Origin of the sequence: Streptomyces toyocaensis, from assembly GCF_000725125.1 — a bacterium.
Taxonomy (GTDB): Bacteria; Actinomycetota; Actinomycetes; order Streptomycetales; family Streptomycetaceae; genus Streptomyces; species Streptomyces toyocaensis.
Genome location: NZ_JFCB01000001.1, coordinates 15,603 through 32,895, shown reverse-complemented (window position 1 = coordinate 32,895; position 17,293 = coordinate 15,603). Strand labels below are relative to the sequence as shown.

Annotated in this window: 18 protein-coding genes; 7 read left to right on the top strand and 11 right to left on the bottom strand. The window is 72.4% G+C overall.

What is annotated here, in order from left to right; translation table 11 throughout:
• Positions 1-81 precede the first annotated feature (81 nt).
• Together BU52_RS00165 and BU52_RS00160 are read right to left on the bottom strand one after the other, a co-directional pair.
• Positions 82-1,254, bottom strand: a complete 1,173-nt coding sequence (locus BU52_RS00165) for a damage-control phosphatase ARMT1 family protein (RefSeq protein ID WP_037925865.1) — start codon at positions 1,252-1,254, stop codon at positions 82-84.
• 41 nt (positions 1,255-1,295) lie between these two features.
• Positions 1,296-1,943 carry a ScbR family autoregulator-binding transcription factor gene (locus BU52_RS00160; protein WP_037925862.1) on the bottom strand — a complete coding sequence of 216 codons (648 nt, stop codon included), beginning with the start codon at positions 1,941-1,943 and terminating at the stop codon, positions 1,296-1,298.
• A 502-nt stretch (positions 1,944-2,445) separates the two neighbouring features.
• Here BU52_RS00160 and BU52_RS00155 point away from each other — a divergent pair.
• The 6 genes from BU52_RS00155 (at position 2,446) to BU52_RS00130 (ending at position 8,417) form a co-directional block, all read left to right on the top strand.
• Positions 2,446-3,285, top strand: a complete 840-nt coding sequence (locus tag BU52_RS00155; RefSeq protein ID WP_037927660.1) for a lytic polysaccharide monooxygenase auxiliary activity family 9 protein — start codon at positions 2,446-2,448, stop codon at positions 3,283-3,285.
• Positions 3,286-3,547: 262 nt separating this feature from the next.
• Positions 3,548-4,558: a substrate-binding domain-containing protein gene (locus BU52_RS00150; RefSeq protein ID WP_037925859.1), complete on the top strand. Its 1,011-nt coding sequence runs from the start codon at positions 3,548-3,550 to the stop codon at positions 4,556-4,558.
• A gap of 51 nt (positions 4,559-4,609) precedes the next feature.
• Entirely contained in the window at positions 4,610-7,021 is a 2,412-nt protein-coding gene (locus BU52_RS00145; RefSeq protein ID WP_037925856.1) for a sensor histidine kinase, read from the top strand.
• 29 nt (positions 7,022-7,050) lie between these two features.
• Positions 7,051-7,482: a roadblock/LC7 domain-containing protein gene (locus BU52_RS00140; protein WP_037925853.1), complete on the top strand. Its 432-nt coding sequence runs from the start codon at positions 7,051-7,053 to the stop codon at positions 7,480-7,482.
• A gap of 1 nt (position 7,483) precedes the next feature.
• Positions 7,484-7,843: a DUF742 domain-containing protein gene (locus tag BU52_RS00135; RefSeq protein WP_037925850.1), complete on the top strand. Its 360-nt coding sequence runs from the start codon at positions 7,484-7,486 to the stop codon at positions 7,841-7,843.
• A complete protein-coding gene (locus tag BU52_RS00130; protein WP_037925848.1) occupies positions 7,830-8,417 on the top strand; it encodes a GTP-binding protein in 588 nt (195 codons plus the stop codon). The genes BU52_RS00135 and BU52_RS00130 overlap by 14 nt, the downstream gene beginning before the upstream one ends.
• Positions 8,418-8,482: 65 nt before the next feature.
• On the opposite strand, the gene BU52_RS00125 is transcribed toward BU52_RS00130, so the two are convergent.
• The 4 genes from BU52_RS00125 to BU52_RS00110 form a co-directional block, all read right to left on the bottom strand.
• The gene (locus tag BU52_RS00125; protein WP_037925845.1) at positions 8,483-9,439 is read right to left on the bottom strand and encodes an ABC transporter substrate-binding protein; all 957 of its coding nucleotides are present in this window, start codon (positions 9,437-9,439) and stop codon (positions 8,483-8,485) included.
• Positions 9,440-9,516: 77 nt separating this feature from the next.
• On the bottom strand, positions 9,517-10,182 hold the full coding sequence (locus BU52_RS00120) for an ABC transporter permease (protein WP_037925843.1): 666 nt from the start codon (positions 10,180-10,182) through the stop codon (positions 9,517-9,519).
• The gene (locus BU52_RS00115; RefSeq protein ID WP_037925840.1) at positions 10,179-10,880 is read right to left on the bottom strand and encodes an ABC transporter permease; all 702 of its coding nucleotides are present in this window, start codon (positions 10,878-10,880) and stop codon (positions 10,179-10,181) included. Before BU52_RS00115 ends, BU52_RS00120 begins: the two co-directional genes overlap by 4 nt.
• Positions 10,877-12,001: an ABC transporter ATP-binding protein gene (locus BU52_RS00110; RefSeq protein ID WP_037925837.1), complete on the bottom strand. Its 1,125-nt coding sequence runs from the start codon at positions 11,999-12,001 to the stop codon at positions 10,877-10,879. The genes BU52_RS00115 and BU52_RS00110 overlap by 4 nt, the downstream gene beginning before the upstream one ends.
• Before the next feature lie 244 nt (positions 12,002-12,245).
• Between BU52_RS00110 and BU52_RS36750 the strand changes: the two genes are divergently transcribed.
• Positions 12,246-12,455: an NAD-dependent epimerase/dehydratase family protein gene (locus BU52_RS36750; protein ID WP_407702019.1), complete on the top strand. Its 210-nt coding sequence runs from the start codon at positions 12,246-12,248 to the stop codon at positions 12,453-12,455.
• A gap of 29 nt (positions 12,456-12,484) precedes the next feature.
• Here the strand turns inward: BU52_RS36750 and BU52_RS00100 are convergent, their stop codons facing one another.
• The 5 genes from BU52_RS00100 to BU52_RS00080 all read right to left on the bottom strand — a co-directional run bounded on the left by BU52_RS00100 (position 12,485) and on the right by BU52_RS00080 (position 17,100).
• Complete coding sequence (locus tag BU52_RS00100; RefSeq protein ID WP_037925831.1) at positions 12,485-13,597, bottom strand: sensor histidine kinase; 1,113 nt, start codon at positions 13,595-13,597, stop codon at positions 12,485-12,487.
• Positions 13,598-13,599: 2 nt separating this feature from the next.
• On the bottom strand, positions 13,600-14,319 hold the full coding sequence (locus BU52_RS00095; RefSeq protein WP_037925828.1) for a response regulator transcription factor: 720 nt from the start codon (positions 14,317-14,319) through the stop codon (positions 13,600-13,602).
• Between the two features lie 416 nt (positions 14,320-14,735).
• Complete coding sequence (gene msrB, locus BU52_RS00090; protein ID WP_037925825.1) at positions 14,736-15,143, bottom strand: peptide-methionine (R)-S-oxide reductase MsrB; 408 nt, start codon at positions 15,141-15,143, stop codon at positions 14,736-14,738.
• Positions 15,144-15,157: 14 nt separating this feature from the next.
• Positions 15,158-16,546, bottom strand: a complete 1,389-nt coding sequence (gene murC / locus BU52_RS00085) for a UDP-N-acetylmuramate--L-alanine ligase (protein ID WP_037925822.1) — start codon at positions 16,544-16,546, stop codon at positions 15,158-15,160.
• A gap of 80 nt (positions 16,547-16,626) precedes the next feature.
• Complete coding sequence (locus BU52_RS00080) at positions 16,627-17,100, bottom strand: indole-3-glycerol phosphate synthase (protein ID WP_200881132.1); 474 nt, start codon at positions 17,098-17,100, stop codon at positions 16,627-16,629.
• Positions 17,101-17,293 lie beyond the last annotated feature (193 nt).

Sequence of the window (17,293 nt, the reverse complement as noted above, 5' to 3'; positions counted from 1 at the left end):
CATGGGCAGGTGACGGCATCCACCGGCCTCGACGTGATCACACCATCGCGTGAACCCTCTTCACCGAGGGGATCCCCGGGTTCATGTCCGTACCTGGATCAGCGCGTGGGTGCCGCCGGTGCGCCAGCGCTGCCCCTCCGCGGCCGTCAGCGCCGCCTCGGTCTCCGCCTCAAGTCCGGTGATCACGTCGGACTTGAGGGTGCGCAGGGCGGCGACGGGTCCGGGGAAGTACGCGGTGACGTCCGCGAACGGTGTGGTCGGGGGCCAGTACCGGTCCCCGACGAGGCGGCGGTAGTTGAGGTCGCCCTTGACGACGGTGAGCGCGGCGGAGGCGAAGTCTGCGCGCAGGTCGTCCGGCATCGCCTCGTAGGGCAGCGGCGCGCAGGAGAAGGGGTGGGCGCGGAGGGTGAGACGACCGTCGGAGAAGGCGGCCCACAGGTCCCGCCCGTACGTGGCCGCCGCCCCCTCGGCATGGGTGAGCCGGCGCACGGCGTCGACCACGTCGGCGGTGGTGGCGTCGGAGACGTAGTACGGGTACGGCTTGACGTGCAGCACGGCGCGGCCGATACGGCCGCGGGCGAGCAGGTGCGCGAGAAGCAGCAGATCGGGGACGAGTTCGCGGCCCGCGTTGTCGGCGACCAGGCACAGCGTTCCCGTGCCCGACAGCAGCGGCCACAGCCGCTCGCTGTCGTCGGCCACCAGGGCGGGGACGGGGGCCGTCCGCTCGGCCCCCTCCGCGGACAGCCGGAAGCCGAGGTCGGCGCGGTTGCCCCACAGGGAGCCGTGCAGCAGGGCCCGGGCCTGTTCCCCTTCAGGGCGGCCGGCCAGGTCGTCGAGCGCGGCCAGTTCCTCGTCCGTGGCGGGCGAGTCGAGTTCGGCGCGTTTGGACGGACGGAACGGGTCGATGCCCTGCCAGGGGCCGGGGGCGAAGTAGCCCACGGCGTCCAGCAGCCGGCGGTAGAACCAGCTCTCGGACCACAGCCAGGGCACGTCGTACCAGGAGCGGCCCGCGTAGGTGGTCATCCCCCAGGCCTCCCAGCGTTCCCGGTCGTGCGCGTCCGCGGGGAGGGGTTGGATCGCGCCGTCGGTGCAGCCGGTCAGCAGGGCGTCGAGCGCGCCGCGCTGCCGGGGCTCGTAGGGGAAGGCCTCGCGCACCTGCCGGATGATCGCCGGGTGCCGCTCGGCCAGCACACGGTGGGGGAACGTGCCGGGCTCGTCGGCGACGATCACCGGCGCGGTGGGGATGTCGGGCATGCGGCTCACCGTAACGCGCGTCCGTCGTCGCCCGCCGTGCGTCACACCGGGGCGATCTCCCGTTCGAGCCGTGCGGCCAGGCTGAGGTAGCGGGCGCGCCGGGTCACGGGGACCAGGCCGCGGATGAGGATCTGCCACATCTCCGCCGTGCGGCGGGGCTGGCGGGCGACTGATTCCCGGGACCGGCCGACGACCCGGGTGCCGACGAAGAAGCAGACGAGGGAGTGGGCCACCACGTCGGTGTCGACGTCCGGGTGGACGTCGGCCTCCTTGACGGCGCCCAGGAGCCGCGCCGTGACGATGTCCAGCCACTCGGTGAAGGGATGGCTGAGCGGCGGGCGCGGCCGGGTACCGCCGGTGGCGAGCCGCAGTCCGGCCCGCAGCACGGGATCGTCGGCCGACATCCTGGCTATGCAGAAGGTCAGGCGCATCAGCGCCTCCAGGGAGGTGTGTCCCCGGATCTCGGTGTCCCGGGCCAGACGGCGGCAGGTCATGGACTGCAGTTCGAGGATCGCGTGCGCGAGATCCTCCTTCGCCGCGAAGTGGAAGTACAGGGCCCCCTTGGTGACCTGGGCGTGTTCGACGATGTCACTGAGACTGGTCGATTCGTACCCCTGCCGGTCGAACAGGTCGGCGGCGGCCGTGATGATCGTCGCACGGGTCTGCTCGGCGCGTACCTGCCTCGCCATCGCCTAACTCCTGAGCCGGAAAGGAACGGGTCATGCCGTTTGTTTTGACGCTTCGTACACGATAACTCACCCTGCGGTGGCCCCCATTACGCGGGAGGCCATTCAAATAAGGGCATAAAAGGCAAGATCATCACACCCGTCGAAAGAAAACAGCGCGCGCGGTCTCTAAGTGTGTCAGGCGTCGGCACAAATGAGAACGGCGGGCCGACCGGTGCCCCATCCGCACCGGCCGACCCGCCTGCTTGGGGGAGTCGCTCAGAAGATCAGCGGCCCGCACCAGGTCATCCGGGAGCCGGCCGCGCTCGAACGATAGGCAGCGCGCGGCCCGCCGGGATACGGGGGAAACCCTCGATCCGGCCCAGAACCGACCCTCGGCGACGGGCGGTTGACCAGGAACGGGACGCTATGCCCGGCTCGGCGGGGAGGTGAACACGACGGGCGGTTCCTCCGTACTGCACGGAAGGACCCGCGCGTTTCCGCCCCGCTGGAAGAGGTGTTCCGGATGTCCCGGACGACCGCACACCGCACCGCACTCGCGGCGGCCCTCCTGACCCCGCTGCTGCTGCCTCTGTGGGCGGCGGGCCCGGCGCGCGCCCACGGGGCGCCGGCGGATCCGGTCAGCCGGGTCGTGGCCTGCTCGCCGGAGGGAGGCGAACACGCGGCGTCGGCGGCGTGCCGCGCCGCGGTCGCGGCGAACGGCGCGCCGTTCGCGGCGTGGGACAACCTGCGGGTGGCGGACGTCGGCGGCAGGGACCGGCAGCGGATCCCGGACGGGAAGCTGTGCGGCGGGGGCCTGCCCGCCTACCGGGGCCTCGACCTCGCCCGCGCCGACTGGCCGGCGACCCGGGTGACCCCCGGTGGGGCGCTGCCGGTGACGTACGTCTCGACGATCCCGCACGCCGGTACCTTCCGTCTGTATCTGACGGAGCCCGGCTACGACCCGGCGCGGCCGCTCACCTGGTCCGACCTGCCGGAGAAGCCGTTCGCCGAGGTGACGGACCCCGCACTGACGGACGGTGCGTACCGGTTCCGGGTGACCCTGCCGTCGGACCGGTCGGGCCGTCATGTGCTGTACACGGTCTGGCAGAACAGCGGCACGCCTGACACCTACTACTCATGCTCGGACCTGGTGTTCCCGCGGAAGAAGCAGGCGACCGCCGCGCACACCCCAGCCGGGAGCACCCCGGCGGCCCCCTCGCCCGGCCCCACCGGCACCCCCGGCGTCCGGTCCACCGCCGCCGCCTCCTCCGGATCGTCCGCCCCGCTGCTCGCGGGTGGTGCCGTCGGCGTCCTGGTGCTCACCGGGGGCGCCACTCTGGTCCTGCGGCTGCGCCGGCGCTGAACCGGGGCCCACGGCCGCGGCGGTGACCGCCGCGTGCCGCCCGCCCGGTCCGTGCGCCGCGCGCGGGCGGGCCTGCTCACGCTTCATCACAATGCGGCAGCATCACCTCACTTCACGTGGCCCTTCACTTGACGACCAGTGGTCGCACAGGGTTGGCTCCGGGCCAGCGAGAGTCACCCGATCGGCGCACCGCTCCCCGCGGCCGCCGTCCGTGCTCTCCCCTGCTCTTTTGCTCGGCCGCACAGCGAGGTCCGCACTCCTCATGAACACTCGTCCCCCGTCCCGCCGCCTCCCGAGACTCCGCCCGGCGGCCCTGGCAGCCGCCGTCGGTCTGCTGGTGACCGGCTGCTCCGCGTTCGGCGCGGCCGGCGACTCCGCGGACTCGGACGACGCGAGCGGGTCCGGCACCGGGCGGACGAAGGTCACGATGGTCACCCACGGCAGCGAGGACGACGCCTTCTGGGACCGGGTGAAGAAGGGGGCCGAGGCCGCGGCGGCCAAGGACGGCATCGAGCTGACGTATGTGAGCGACCCGGATCCCGCGGGCCAGGCCGCTCTGGTCCGCGAGGCGGTCCGCGACGGCGTCGACGGCATCGCGCTGACGCTGGCCAAGCCGGGTGCCATGACGGGCCCGGTCAACGAGGCACGGGCGGCCGACATCCCCGTGGTGGGGCTCAACGCGGGTATCGACGCCTGGAAGCCGGCGGGGCTTTCGGCGTTCTTCGGACAGGACGAGAGTGTGGCGGGCCGGGCCGTCGGCGAGAAGCTCAACGAGCTGAAGGCCAAGCACGCCCTGTGCGTCGTCCACGAGCGCGGCAACGTCGGCCTGGAGGCCCGCTGCGCGGGCATGAGGAAGGCGTTCGACGGGACGACGGAGAACCTCTACGTGGACGGCACCGACATGCGCGCCGTCTCCGGAATCCTCACCGCCCGGCTGCGTCAGGACTCCGCCATCGACGAGATCGTCACGAACGGGGCGGACTTCGCGCTGACCGCCGTCGAGGCCGTCGAGGAGGCGGACAGCGACGCCGGCGTGGCCACCTTCGACCTCAACGAGGACCTGGTCGAGGCCGTGCGCGGTGGCAACGTCCGGTTCGCCGTCGACCAGCAGCCCTACCTCCAGGGCTATCTCGCCGTGGACGCGATGTGGCTGTACCGGTCCAACGGCAACATCAGCGGCGGCGGGGTCGCGCCCGTGCTCACCGGACCGGCGTTCGTCACGAAGGCCAACGCGGACTCGGTCGCCGGGTTCGCCGCCGGCGGAACCCGCTGACGGGCCGGCCCGTGCGTACTCTCCCCACCATCCGAACGCCCTAGGACCACGATGTCTCCACGGACAGGTGCCCGGCGCCGTCTCGGCTCCATTCGGCTCTCGCTGTTCCTCCTCGCACTCGTGCCCAGCGTCACCCTCGCCGGCATGTGGGGCCTGACCACGATCCGTATGTTCTCGGAGGGCCTGCAGCTGCGGTCCCAGACGGAGCTGAGCCGGTCGACCGGCGCGATGGGCACGCACGCCACGCTCGCGCTGCAGAAGGAACGGGCGCTGACCGCCGCGTGGCTGGCCGAGCCGCGAAGGCCCCGTACCGCCCTCGACGCGCAGCGCGAGAAGACCGACGAGGCGGTGGCGAAGCTGGTCGGGCAGGCCGACGCGATCGGCAAGGCACCCGCGCGCGTCTCCGACCGGCTGTACTCGGTGCTCGGCTCGGTGGGCAGCCTGGAGTACTACCGGGACCAGGTGGACGACCCCAGCGACATCAGCGCCGAGGAGGCACTGGCCCAGTACACCTCGATCATCGACGACCAGATCCACGCCTTCCAGGAGCTCTCCCAGGTCGACGACGGAGACCTGACCTCGCAGGCCCAGCCGCTCGTCGCGCTGGAACACGCGGCGGAGCTGGTGTCCCGGGAGAACGCGCACCTGACGCTCGCCTGGCCGTCCGGCCAACTCGACGACGAGGAATGGACCGCCTTCGCGGAGCTGGTCCACACCCGCCGCTGGCTGGTCGAGGACCAGATCGAGCCGTCCCTCGAAGGCGAGACCAAGACGCAGACCGAGCGGATCCTGAGCAGCCCGGAGTGGCGCGCCCTGGAGGCGGTCGAGGACCAGGTCCTCGCCACCCACGCCACGGCCGACGACCACACCGTCGCCCTGCCGGACCTGAGGGACCGCTGGGAGGAGGCCGTGAACCGGGTCTCCCCGCAGTACTCCACGATGATCCGGCAGCAGACGGACGCGCTCCTCATCCGCAGTGCGGACGAGGCCCGCGGCCTGCTGGTGAAGGCCGCCTCCCTGAGCGCCGCCGGTCTCCTCGCGCTGCTGCTGTGCGTCGGGCTGTCCTGGCGCATCACCCGCTCGCTGTCCCGCCGGCTGCGCGGACTGCGGATGGCCACCCTGGGTCTGGCGGAGGAGCGGCTGCCCGACGTGGTGGCCCGGCTCGAGCGCGGCGAGAAGGTGGACGCCGAGTCGGCGACGACGGAGCTGGACTACGGACACGACGAGCTGGGGCAGGTGGCACAGGCGTTCAACACCGCGCAGCGCACCGCCGTGCACACCGCGGTCGAACTCGCCGACACCCGGCGCGGATTCCAGAAGATCATCCTGGGCATCGCGCGGCAGAGCCAGAACCTGGTCAACCTCCAGCTCAGCAAGCTGGACGCGCTGGAACGCCGGCACACCGACCCCGAGGTCCTCAAGGGCCTGTACGAACTGGACTCCACGGCCAGCCAGTTGCGCCGCTACGAGGAGAACCTGGTCGTCGTCAGCGGTGAGCGTCCCGGCCGTTCCTGGAGCGAGCCGGTCGCCCTGATCGACATCGTGCGCAGCGCCGTCGGGGAGGTCGCCGAGTACCAGCGGGTGGAGGTCCTCACCGAGGAGGAGGTGTCCGTCGCCCCGCCCGCGGTGGCCGACGTGATCCATCTGCTGGCCGAGCTGATCGACAACGCGACGGTGTACTCGCCGGCGCCCAGCCCCGTCGGGGTGCGGGCGGCGATGGTCGCCAAGGGGCTGGCCGTCGAGATCGAGGACCGGGGCCTCGGCATGTCGGAGGACGACTACGCCTCACTCAACGCCCAGCTGGCCAAGCCGCCGCAGTTCGACGTGGTGGCGCTCGCCGACGACCTCCGGCTCGGCATGTTCGTGATCTCGCAGCTCGCACACCGGCACGGCATCGCCGTCACCCTGCGCCCCTCGCCGTACGGCGGGACGACGGCCATCGTGCTGATCCCGCACGAGATCGTCGTGCGGGACGAACCGGCCGGTGACGGCGGCCGGGACGGGGCGGGTACCGCGACCGCGCGGGACGCGGCGAGTTCCACGACAGGACAGGACGCGGCGGACGGCCGGCGCGACGGGGCCGCCGCCGGTGCGCGCGCGGACGCCGACGGGCAGGCGGGAGCGGGCGCGCAGGCCCCGGCGCCCCGGCCGGCCACCGCCGTACGGACCGGCTCCGCGCCCGCCGCCGCGACGGCCGCCCCCCGCCGGGACGGTCTCACCCCGCTCCCCCGCCGGGTGCCGCAGACCAGTCTGGCCGCCGAACTGCGCGAGGAGACCCCGCCGGACACCGGGGACGAGCCCTGCGAGGACTTCACCGCGGAGCGCGCCGCCTCCTCGCTCGCCGGCTTCCAGCGCGGCACGCGCCAGGCACGGGACGACGGCACCGACGACGCCGACGGGGCCGTACCGGCGCACGTGCCCGCCGATCCCGGCGAGCTCCCGACTCCGCCCGCCGACCGCTGACCGCCGACCGCTCACGAAGGAACATCGTCATGACACCCCCCATCCCCGCCACCCACACCCAGCTGGACCAGCTGCTGACCGGACTCGTGGAACGGGTCGCCGACGTGAACCAGGCCGTGGTGCTCTCCGAGGACGGGCTGGTGGTCAGCAAGTCCACCGGCTTCCTGCGCGACGACGCGGAGCGCCTGGCGGCGACCGCGTCCGGTCTGATGAGCCTCAGCAAGGGCGTCAGCATGGACTTCCGCGGCGGTCCGGTGCGCCAGGCGCTCATCGAGATGGCGCACAGCTACCTGATCCTCACGTCGGCCGGTCCCGGCGCCCACCTGGTGGTGCTGACCGGTCCCGGCGCGGACGTCGGCGTGGTGGCATACCAGATGAACATGCTGGTGAAGAAGATCGGCGAGCACCTCAGCGCGGCGCCGCGGGAGGCCGCAGGGCCCGCTGCCGACCCCGGCGTGTGAGGTGGGCGGAAGCGACCCGGCGGGCCGGCTGGTACGGCCGTTCACCCTGACCGGTGGCCGGACCCGGCCCAGCCGCGCCGACTTCACCCTGATCACGACCGTGACGGCCGCGGACCCGCAGCCCGAGACGGCCGCCCGGCCACAGCCCGAGCACCTGCGCATCCTCCGGCTGTGTGCCGAGCCGGTCGCGGTCGCCGAGATCGCCGCGCGTCTCGACCTCCCGGTGAGCGTGGTCGTCATCCTGCTCTGCGACCTGCTGGAGGCGGGCCGGATCACCGTCCACCCGCCGCACCCCGTCACCCGTACCACCCCGGATCTGGACCTGCTGCAGAAAGTGAGGGAGGGCCTTGGCCGGCTCTGACACCACCGCTCAGGCACCCGCCGACCGTCCGGCTCCCGACACGGTCAAGATCCTGATCGCCGGTGGCTTCGGCGTGGGCAAGACCACCATGGTCGGCTCGGTCAGCGAGATCGCCCCGCTGCGCACCGAGGAACCGCTGACCATGGCGGGACTCGACGTCGACGACCTGGACGGCGTCGAGGAGAAACGTGCCACCACGGTCGCCATGGACTTCGGCCGGATCACCGTCTCGGACGACCTCGTGCTGTATCTCTTCGGCACGCCGGGGCAGCAGCGGTTCTGGTTCATGTGGAACGACCTGGCCCTCGGCGCGCTGGGTGCGGTGGTCCTGGTGGACGTGCGCAGACCCAGGTCCAGCTTCGCCGCGATCGACTTCTTCGAACGCCGGGGCATACCGTTCGTGATCGCCGTCAACGGCTTCCACGGCGAGCACCCCTACCCGGTGGAGGACATCCGGGAGTCGCTGACGCTGCCGGAGGGCGTGCCGGTGCTGCTGTGCGACGCGCGGGAGCGGGAGTCGAGCCGGGACGTGCTGATCGCGCTGATCGACCGGCTGATCGCGGAGGCGGCCTAGGACCGGCGCCCGTGGGCGCCGGACGGGCGGCCGCGCCCACGGGCGCCGGTCGGTCCGGGCGGCGGTCAGTCCAGGCCGGCCGACTTCAGCCAGGCCCTGGCCACGTCCAGCGGGTCCTTCTTCTCGAGCTGGATCCGGGCGTCGAGGTCGAGGAGCGTCTCGGTGTCCAGTTTCGCGGAGACGGCGTTGAGCGCGTCGACGCCCTCCTTCGGGAGCCCGTCCTTGCGCACCAACGGGGTGACGTTGGCGAACCCGAAGAGGTTCTCCGGGTCCTTCAGGACGACGAACTTCTCCTTCACGATGGTCGGGTCGGTGGTGAATATGTCGGCGGCCTGCACCTCGTTGCCGCTCAGCGCCGCCTGCGTCAGCGGGCCGCCCGCGTCGAGCGCCTTGAAGGACTTGAACGTCAGTCCGTACACCGACTCCAGGCCCTTGAGCCCCTGCCGGCGGGTCTGGAACTCGGGCGAACCGCCGATCACCAGGTCCGGTGCGGCGTCCCTGAGGTCGGCGAGGGTCGACTCGTTGGTGAGGCCGTGCTTCTTCGCGGTCCCGGCGTTGACGGCGACCGAGTCCTTGTCCTCGGCCGGCGACGACTCCAGCAGCGTCAGCTTCTTGTCCAGCTTCGCCTTGACGGCCTCGTTCACCGCCTCCGTCGACTCCTGCGCGGCCTCGGGGTCGAGGTAGGCGAGGAGGGAGCCGTTGTACTCGGGCAGGACCGTGATGGAGCCGTTCTTCATCAGGCCGTACGTCGTCTCACGGCTGCCGATGTTGTGCTTGTAGGTCACCTTGAGGCCCTTGGCGCGCAGCGCCTCACCGTAGATGTCGGCGAGCAGGGTGCTCTCGGCGAAGTTGTTCGAGCCGACGACGACGGTGCCCGTCTCGGCCTTCTCCCCTTCGAGGGGATTGTCGGAGGTGTCGTCGGAGGAACAGCCCGCGAGCAGCGCCGCCGCGGCGGTGAGCGCGACGGCCGCCGCGCCGGTGTGCCTCGTCCTCGATCTGCTGCCCTTGGCGGTGTGAGTCATTCGTCGATCCAATCCAGCCGTTTGACGGTCGGTCAAGAACGTGGTGGTCACGGTTTGCTGCCGGAGCCGGGCCGCGGTCAGCGCCTGCGCACGCCGGGCGACACCGTCAGCCGTCCCGCGGCCCAGAACAGCGCGAGGGTGGCGAGTGCCAGGGCCGCCACCAGCGTGGCGCCGCCGACCACCTTCTCGTAGTCGCGCTGGTAGAGCCCGTCGATGATGTACCGGCCGAGGCCGCCGAGGCTGACGTACGCGGCGATGGTGGCCGTCGACACGATCTGGATGGCGGCGGACCGCAGGCCGCTGAGGATCAGCGGCAGCGCCACCGGGAGTTCGACGTGGAAGAGGATCCGCGACTCGTGCATGCCCATGCCCCTGGCCGCGTCCACCGGGGCGGGGTCGACGGAGCGGACCGCCTCGTAGGTGGTCACCAGGACCGGCGGGACCGCCAGGACGACCAGCGGGATCATGACGGGCAGCAGGCCGAAGCCGATCAGCAGGACGGCGAGCACCAGCAGGCCGAAACTGGGCAGCGCGCGGGCGGCGTTGGCGATGAGGGCGAGGGCGTTCCCGCCGCGTCCGGTGTGTCCGGTCAGCAGGCCCACGGGCAGGCCGATCGCGGAGGCGACGGCCAGCGCCAGCACCGAGTACTGGACGTGCTCCCAGAAGCGCTGGGGGATGCCGTCGTAACCCTGCCAGTGGGCTCCGTCGCTGAAGAAGGCGTTGACGAAGTGGAGGACGTTCACCGGACCGCACCCTCCGGGGTGAGCTCTTCCCGCCGCGTGGCGGGTTTGCGGCGGCTGCCGCCACGCGGCATCCACGGCGTGAGCCAGACCCGCAGCAGGACCAGCAGGGCGTCGCACAGGACCGCCAGGGCGGCCATCGTGAGCACGGAGTTGACGGCGAGCTCCGGCCGGTCGTACTTCTGCGCGGCCGCGAGCAGATTGCCGAGGGCGCCCTGGTTGCCGATCAGGGCGCCGACGCTGACCAGGGAGATACTGGACGCGGTGGCGACCCGGAGCCCGGCGATGATGGCGGGGGCGGCGATCGGCAACTGCACCTGGAGATAACGCCGTACGGGGCCGAAGCCCATGGCGGTGGCGGCGGCCAGGGTCTCGTCCGGCACCGAGCGCACGCCGTCGACGATCGCCGGGACCAGCACCACGAGGCTGTACAGGGCCAGCGGGATCATCACGGTGAGTTCGGTCTGGCCGGTGTAGTCGATGAGGACGACGAAGAACGCCAGCGAGGGGATGGCGTACAGCACGGTCGTCACACCGAGCACGGGCGGGTACAGCCAGCGGAAGCGTCCGCACACCTGCGCGAGCGGCAGGGCGAGGAGCAGCCCGGCCGCCACCGGCAGCAGGGCCTCCCGTATGTGCAGTCCGATCAGGCCGGCCCAGCTGTGCTGGAGGTCGCTGGGGATGTCGAAGAAGCCGCTCATCCGGCGACCTTCTCGTCCTCGGCGCGGCCGGCCGAGTGGGCGGCGCGGATCGCCTCGCCGATGGTCCGCTGGGAGACGACCCCGGTCACCCGCCCGTCGGCGTCCACGGCGACCGCCCAGCCGGTGGGCGAGAGCACGGCGCAGTCGAGGGCGACCCGCAGGGAGTCGGCGCCGGGCACGAACGGCCGTCCGTACGGCAGCAGTCGGCCGGTGTCGACGGTCCCGTCCGTCAGCCGGTCGCGCTCGGCCCAGCCGAGCGGACGGCCGTCGGGGCCGGTCACCAGGAGGTACGGGCTCCCGACGGCGGCGATCCGCTCGGCGGGCGCGTCGGCCGGGACCACGGCGTCGGTGCTCAGCTCCAGTGGGGCTGCGGGGAAGAAGGACAGCCGGCGGATGCCGCGGTCGGCACCGAGGAAGTCCTCGACGAAACCGTCGGCGGGGGTGGACAGCAGCTCGGCGGGCGGCGCGTACTGGGCGAGCCTGCCGCCCTCGCGCAGGACGGCGACCATGGTGCCGAGTGTGACCGCCTCGTCGATGTCGTGGGTGACGAAGACGATGGTCTTGCCCAACTCGCCCTGAATCCGCAGTAGTTCCTCTTGAAGCCCCTTGCGCACCACCGGGTCGACCGCGGAGAACGGCTCGTCCATCAGCAGCACCGGCGGGTCCGCGGCGAGCGCCCGGGCCACCCCGACGCGCTGCTGCTGGCCGCCCGAGAGCTGGTAGGGGTAGCGCTTGGCCAGGGAGGTGTCCAGGCCCACCCGCTCCATCAGCTCCACCGCCCGCTCGCGGGCCCGCTGCTTGCCCCAGCCGAGCATGCGCGGGACGGTGGCGATGTTGTCGACGATCGTGCGGTGCTGGAAGAGCCCGGCGTTCTGGATGACGTAACCCATGGACCGCCGCAGGGTGGTGACGGGTTGCCGCTGGATGTCCTCGCCGTCGAGGAGGATCGTCCCCTCGGTGGGTTCGACCATCCGGTTGATCATGCGCAGGGTGGTCGTCTTACCGCAGCCGGAGGGTCCGACGAGGACGGTGATCGAACGGTCGGGGATCTCCAGCGACAGCCGGTCGACCGCCACCGTGCCGTCCGGGTACCGCTTCGTGACTGAATCGATCCGTATCAAGACGCCGAATGCCCTTCGCGTGGCGGAAGTTGCTGACCGGGGTCGCACGCTGTGTCGCCGGTGAGTGTAGACGGCGCCACCGACAAAGCCCCGGAACCGCGCGCACCGTCCGGGACGGCCCGGGTCCCAAGGCCGCCACCTGCCCGGTTTCGGGCGCGGGAAACCACCGGGGGTTGTCTTACGGAGCGGTGACGTGCCGGGCGCGGAGCCCGCCCCGGGCGGGGCGCGGGCCTGGCGTGGGCGTATGCGCGTACTGGTCACCGGCGGTGCCGGGTCCATCGGGCCCCATGTCGTCGAGGCGCTGCGGGCCCGCGGGCACGAACCCGTCGTGTTCGACGTCCGCCACCTCACGGCGGACTCCTCCCGTCTGCGGGCCGAACTGGGCTGGAAGCCCGAGATCGGTTTCGACGAGGGGATGCGGGAGTTCGCGGCGGCGGGACCGCGGGGTGACTGACCCCGCCCCGCACCGGGACGCCCGCCGGGTCAGCCCTCCGCCGCCGGGAGCGTCACCTCGAAGCGGCAGCCGCCGGTGACGTTGCGGACCGTGGTGCTGCCGCGGTGGGCCTCGACGATGCCGCGGACGATGGCGAGGCCGAGGCCCGCGCCCGCCGGTGGGGTGCGGGCGTGGGTGCCGCGCCAGCCGGTGTCGAAGACGCGGGGCAGGTCCTCCTCGGGGATGCCGCCGCAGCCGTCGGTCACGGACAGCACCACGCCCTCGTCCGAGCGCCGCGCGGCGACGGCCACCGTGCCGTCGGCCGGGGTCCTGCGGATCGCGTTGACCAGCAGGTTGCCCAGCACCCGGCTCATCTCCCGCCCGTCGACCTGCACCGGGACCGCCTCGACCCGGTCGCCGACGAGCCGTACGCCGTGCTCACGGGCGAGCGGGTCCGCGCCGGCGAGGGCGTCGCCGATCAGGTCGTAGAGGGAGATACGGGAGAGCGAGAGGGTCAGCGCGCCCGCGTGGATGCGGGAGAGCTCGAAGAGGTCGCCGACCATGTCGTTGAGGTGCTCCACCTCGGTGCGGATCTGACGGAGGTAGCGGTCGGGGTCGGCGGCGACCCCGTCCTCCAGCGCCTCGGCCATCGCGCGCAGTCCGGCGAGCGGGGTGCGCAGGTCGTGGGAGATCCACGCGACGAGTTCCCGCCGCGAGGACTCCAGCGCCCGCTCGCGGTCCCGTGACTGGGCGAGCTTGACGCTGGTCGCCGCCAGCTCGCGGCTGAGCGCGGCGAGTTCGGCGGTGGCCGGGCCGTCGGGGGCCGCGAAGTCGCCGCCGTCACCGAAGGAGCGGGCGGCGAGCGTCAGGTCCCGGCTGCGCGCGACGACCCAGCGGCCCAGCAACAGCGCGGTGACCGTGGACACCACGGCGGCCATGGCGACGACCGTCGTGACCACGCTCAGGTCGTGCGCGGAGAGGAACATGGCCTGGGCGACGGCCAGTGTGCCGGCGAGCATCGCCGTCACCGCGACCCCGGCGACGACCGCGAGGTGCGCGGTCAGCGACCGGCGCCGGATCAGCAGCAGCACGCACGCGCCGAGCAGACCGGCCGCGGCGGCGCCGACGAAGGCGAACAGGGCGATGAGCAACGTGTCCGGCATGCTCACCCCTCGCCAAAGGCCGGGTCGAACCGGTAGCCGACGCCCCACACGGTCTGGATGAGCCGGGGCCGCGCGGGATCGTCCTCCACCTTGCCGCGCAGCCGCCGCACGTGGACGGTCACGGTGGACAGGTCGCCGAAGTCCCAGCCCCACACCTCCCGCATCAGCTCCTCACGCGCGTACGCCCGCCCGGGGTTACGCATGAAGAAGGCGAGAAGGTCGAACTCACGCATGGTGAGGGAGAGTTCACCGCCGTGCTTGGTGGCACGGCGGGCAGCCGGGTCGACGGCGAGGCCGGCGGCGCGCAGCAGGGCGGACGCGGCCGGGGCGGGGCGGCTGCGGCGCAGCACGGACTCGACGCGCAGGACGAGTTCGCGCGGGCTGAACGGCTTGGTGACGTAGTCGTCGGCGCCCACCTCCAGGCCGAGGATGCGGTCGTCCTCGTCCCCCCGCGCGGTGAGCATGATCACCGGAACGGGTCCGTGACCGCGCATCCGGCGGCACACCTCCAGGCCGTCCATGCCGGGCAGCATGAGGTCGAGGACGACGAGGTCGGGCCGGTGCGCCGCCGCCCGGGCGAGCGCGTCGGGGCCGTCGCCGGCCCGGTCGACGACGTATCCCGCGCGGTCGAGGTAGCCCGTGACGATCTCGGCGACGGTGGGGTCGTCGTCGACGACGAGGACCCGGGCTCCGGACCCGGCGTCGGGTGGTGGCTGCTCCATGCGGCCAGCCTCGCACCCCGCGCGTGCGGGCGGTGCGGGCCGGTCGCCGACGTCCGTGTTTCGTAAGGAGCCGATGCCCGTTGTGTCCGTTTCACGTTCGTAGGGTGGGAGCCGTGACCTCCTCCCCCGCCCCAGAACCCGACCCGGCGTCCGTGGACGTTCCTGGTCCTGACCCCGGTCGCCGCTCCCCGGCTGGCACTGCTCGTGCTCTCCGCGCTCCTGGGTGCCGATCGCCGGTCTGTCCGGGATGAGCAGGGCGGAGACGGAACGCATCTGGCTGCCGTTCGCGTTCTGGCTGCTGCCCGCCGCTGCCCTTCCGCCTGGCCCGCGCGCCTGGCCGGCCAGGCAGGCCGCCCTGAGGCCCTGCTCCTCAACCACCTCCTGCTGACGGGATGGTGAGGGGCGGGCAGGGGTGATCAGCCCTCAGCGGGTCGCAGCCTGAGCGAGATGCTGTTGATGCAGTACCGCTGATCGGTGGGTGTCGGGTAGCCCTCGCCCTTGAACACGTGACCGAGGTGCGAGCCGCAGCGGGCGCAGCGGACCTCGGTGCGCACCATGCCGTGCGACCGGTCCTCGACCAGCTCCACGGCGTCGGTGTCCCTCGGGTCGTAGAAGGAGGGCCAGCCGCAGTGCGACTCGAACTTGGTGTCCGAGGCGAACAGCTCGGCGCCGCAGGCGCGACAGGAGTAGACGCCCTCGGTCCTGGTGTCGGTGTACTCACCGGTGAAGGCGGGCTCCGTGGCCGCCTCGCGCAGCACGGCGTACTCGGACGGCGAGAGTTCCGCGCGCCACTGCTCGTCCGGCTTCTCGACGTCGTACGTCATGAGCTTCCAGCCCCTTACTTCGACAGACGGTCCAGGATCCGCGGGCCGAGGTCGGTGACGTCGCCCGCTCCCATGGTGAGAACGAGATCACCGGGCTTCGCCATTCCCGCGACCACGTCGGGGACCTCCGCCTTGTCGTGGGCGGCGGTCACGTCCGCGCCGGCCGCCCGCGCCGCCTCGATGATCAGCTCGCTGGTGACGCCCGGGATCGGGTCCTCGCGGGCCGGGTAGACGTCCAGCACCACCGAGGCGTCGGCCAGGGTCAGCGACTGGCCCATCTCCTTGCCCAGTTCCCGGGTGCGGGAGAAGAGGTGCGGCTGGAAGACGACGAGGATGCGGGCGTCCCCGGCGGCGGCGCGCATGGCCTCCAGGTCGGCGGTCATCTCGGTCGGGTGGTGCGCGTAGGAGTCGATGACCTGCACGCCGGCGGCCTCGCCCTTGAGCTGGAGGCGCCGCTTCACCCCGGTGTACGCGGCCAGCGCGGGGGCCAGCTCGGCGGCCGGGATGCCGAGCGCCACGCCCGCGGCGAGCGCGGCGACGGCGTTGTGCGCGTAGTGACGGCCGGGGACCGAGACGGTGAAGGTGAGCGGGGCGCCGTCGAACGCGACGGTCACCTCGCTCTTCAGGCCCTGCGGGACGACCGACAGCACCCGCACGTCGGCGTCGGCCGCCTCGCCGTACGTCACCGTCCGCACGGAGCCGTCCAGCCGCCGGGCCAGCTCGCGGGCGCCCTCGTGGTCGGCGGAGATCACCAGCGTGCCGCCGGGCACGATCCGGCCGACGAACGTCTCGAAGGACTCGTGGATCTCCTCCATCGAGGCGTAGTTGGCGTGGTGGTCCAGCTCCACGTTGAGGATGATCGCGACCTCGGGGGCGTACGTGTGGAAGCTGCGGTCCGACTCGTCCGCCTCGGCGACGAAGATCTCGCCCGCGCCGTGCAGCGCGTTGGAGCCGGGGACGTCCAGGTCGCCGCCGATCGCGTACGACGGCTCCCGGCCCAGCGCGGTGAGGGAGACGGCGAGCATGGAGGTGGTGGTGGTCTTGCCGTGGGTGCCGGCCACCGCGATCGGGCGCAGGCCGTCCATCAGGGCGGCGAGGGCGTCGGAGCGGTGCACGACCGGGATGCCCAGCTCGGCCGCCCGGACCAGTTCGGGGTTGTCCTCGCGGATCGCGGAGGAGACGACCACACAGCTGGCGTCGTCGGCGAGGTGCGCGACGGCGTGGCCGATGTGCACGGTGGCGCCGAGGGCGCGCAGGGCGTCGGCGGTGGCGGAGTCCTTGGCGTCACTGCCGGCCACCTTCGCGCCGCGCTGGGCGAGGATCTTGGCGATGCCCGACATCCCGGCGCCGCCGATGCCGATGAAGTGCGGTCGGTCCATGGCGGTAGGAAGGCCGGGTGCCATGCGTGTTCTCCCAGTGGTGCGACGAGCGGGACGGCGGTCTTCGCGCCCTCGCGGGAGAACCGGGAGAGCGCCGCCCCAGCCTATGCCTTGCTGTGGGAGAAGAGTTTCAGCACCGGCACCCCGACCTTGTGCCGGGCCCGGGAGGCCCAGTCCCGGTGGAAGAACTCCTCCACGTAGTGCGGGTCGGTCAGGACGATCACCTCGTCCGCGCCGACCTCCTCCACGACGGCCTTCAGGGCGTCCAGCGGATGGTCCTCGACGAGCCGGCCGTCCGCCGTGTCGCCGGTGGCCCGCAGTGCCTGCAGGGACACCTCGAGGGCCCGCTCCCCCATGCTCTGGGCCTCCTCGCCCTCGGGTGTCTCGCCCTCCCGGACGGCCTCGTCGATCTCGCCGAGCGCGACGTCGTCGATGGCTCTCAGCAGCCGGTCGGCCTGTTCGCCGCGCGGCTGGAGCAGCACGTGGAAGGAGACCGGCTCGTCGCCGTGCAAGGTGGTGACGAACTCCACGTCGGCGGAGGTCAGAGCTTTCTCGATCATCAGTACGCTTGTGAACACCAGGCGCCCCTTCTCCTCGGAGGACCCGCGGGCCCTCTCTGCTCCGTGGGCCGGTCCAGCCCCCGCGCACACCATCCTGCCCCGTGTTCGCGCAGGTACTGCCGGAACCAGTCTTGCCCTTTCCCGCTCGGGGCGTGCGGTCCGTTCCGCCGATCGCCGGACCGGCGGCCGTCGCCGAACAGGATCTCCCCTT

Excerpts from the sequence above, each read along its gene's own strand:
- BU52_RS00155 (WP_037927660.1), top strand. The coding sequence starts at position 2,446 with ATGTCCCGGACGACCGCACACCGCACCGCACTCGCGGCGGCCCTCCTG.
- BU52_RS00140 (WP_037925853.1), top strand. The coding sequence starts at position 7,051 with ATGACACCCCCCATCCCCGCCACCCACACCCAGCTGGACCAGCTGCTG.
- murC (WP_037925822.1), bottom strand. The coding sequence starts at position 16,546 with ATGGCACCCGGCCTTCCTACCGCCATGGACCGACCGCACTTCATCGGC.
- BU52_RS00115 (WP_037925840.1), bottom strand. The coding sequence starts at position 10,880 with ATGAGCGGCTTCTTCGACATCCCCAGCGACCTCCAGCACAGCTGGGCC.
- BU52_RS00145 (WP_037925856.1), top strand. The coding sequence starts at position 4,610 with ATGTCTCCACGGACAGGTGCCCGGCGCCGTCTCGGCTCCATTCGGCTC.
- BU52_RS00165 (WP_037925865.1), bottom strand. The coding sequence starts at position 1,254 with ATGCCCGACATCCCCACCGCGCCGGTGATCGTCGCCGACGAGCCCGGC.
- BU52_RS00150 (WP_037925859.1), top strand. The coding sequence starts at position 3,548 with ATGAACACTCGTCCCCCGTCCCGCCGCCTCCCGAGACTCCGCCCGGCG.
- BU52_RS00125 (WP_037925845.1), bottom strand. The coding sequence starts at position 9,439 with ATGACTCACACCGCCAAGGGCAGCAGATCGAGGACGAGGCACACCGGC.
- BU52_RS00160 (WP_037925862.1), bottom strand. The coding sequence starts at position 1,943 with ATGGCGAGGCAGGTACGCGCCGAGCAGACCCGTGCGACGATCATCACG.
- BU52_RS00095 (WP_037925828.1), bottom strand. The coding sequence starts at position 14,319 with ATGGAGCAGCCACCACCCGACGCCGGGTCCGGAGCCCGGGTCCTCGTC.
- msrB (WP_037925825.1), bottom strand. The coding sequence starts at position 15,143 with ATGACGTACGACGTCGAGAAGCCGGACGAGCAGTGGCGCGCGGAACTC.
- BU52_RS36750 (WP_407702019.1), top strand. The coding sequence starts at position 12,246 with ATGCGCGTACTGGTCACCGGCGGTGCCGGGTCCATCGGGCCCCATGTC.
- BU52_RS00100 (WP_037925831.1), bottom strand. The coding sequence starts at position 13,597 with ATGCCGGACACGTTGCTCATCGCCCTGTTCGCCTTCGTCGGCGCCGCC.